The sequence below is a fragment of the Burkholderia sp. Ac-20384 genome, from assembly GCF_017104605.1.
Classification (GTDB): domain Bacteria; phylum Pseudomonadota; class Gammaproteobacteria; order Burkholderiales; family Burkholderiaceae; genus Burkholderia; species Burkholderia lata.
The window spans coordinates 1-1,017 of the sequence record NZ_JAAGPE010000684.1 but is presented as its reverse complement, the minus strand read 5'-3'; the positions used below and the strand labels follow the sequence as shown (position 1 = coordinate 1,017).

Genomic DNA, 1,017 nt, shown 5'->3' with positions numbered 1-1,017 from the left:
CGCGCTGGCTGACGGCTTGCGTGCCGCGCAACCGGCGTCGCTTCTGGCGCAACTGGGTTCGCTGACGTTGCTGCTGCTGGGCATCGTCGAGCAATGACGGCATGACCGTCGACCGGGCGAGCAGGCAGCGCCCGACATCTCGAGTCGTCGTGCAAATTGCACGGATCGCGGGATGAATGAACGAGAGGGCGTCGTGGCTGCGTGGCGGCCACGATATGCAGGCGCGGCATCGTGCTGCGTCGTCGATCCGAGTGAGAGGGAACGGATGCGTCGTTTTGAACTGATCGAAGGCAATTCCAGTAAGTTCTGGGAAGTGGAGCAGGACGGCTCCGGGCTCAATATCCGCTGGGGCCGCATCGGCACCGCGGGCCAGAGCCAGACGAAGGCGTTCGCGGACGACGCGAAGGCGCGCGCCGCGCTCGACAAGCTCGTCAAGGAAAAGACCGGCAAGGGTTATGCGGAAGTCGCGGTGGCGGCCGGCACCAGCATCGGCGCGACCGCCGCGAAGCCGCCGGCCGCCGTGCCGTCGGCAACGTCGTCCGCCGTGCCGGAGGGGGCCGCAGAGGCAGAGGCAAAGGCCGAGGCAGAAACGGCCGCGAGCGCGCAATCCGCAGCGACGAATGTCGCGAATGGTGCACCGCCAGCGCCTTCGGGCCAGCCGGCCGCGTCGACGCCACTTTCGACGGCCGCATCAACCACGGCCCCCGCGCCCGTGCCGCCCGTAGCCGCCGAAAGTTTCGACGCCCAGTGCGAGCGCGTCTTCGAAATCATGCGCGCGCAGATCGCGAACGGCGAGATGAAGCCTGGCGAGAAGCTGACGGTCGCAGCGATCAAGCGCCGCTACAACGTCGGTGACCAGGGCGCCGCGATGGCGTTCGACCTGCTGAAGTCGCACCGCTTGATACGACGTCGGCTCAACACTTCTCGGTCGAGGCCGGCCTGAGCGCCCCGAATCCCCAGCCATTCGACCACGCCACGGCGAATCCCGGCGCCTTCGCGCCAGCCGGCTTTCATGCT

1 protein-coding gene is annotated in these 1,017 nt (G+C 67.8%); it reads left to right on the top strand.

The features are described from left to right. Window positions 1-265 precede the first annotated feature (265 nt). Entirely contained in the window at window positions 266-943 is a 678-nt protein-coding gene (locus tag G3O00_RS42845; RefSeq protein ID WP_241025616.1) for a WGR domain-containing protein, read from the top strand. The last annotated feature ends 74 nt before the right edge of the window (window positions 944-1,017 follow it).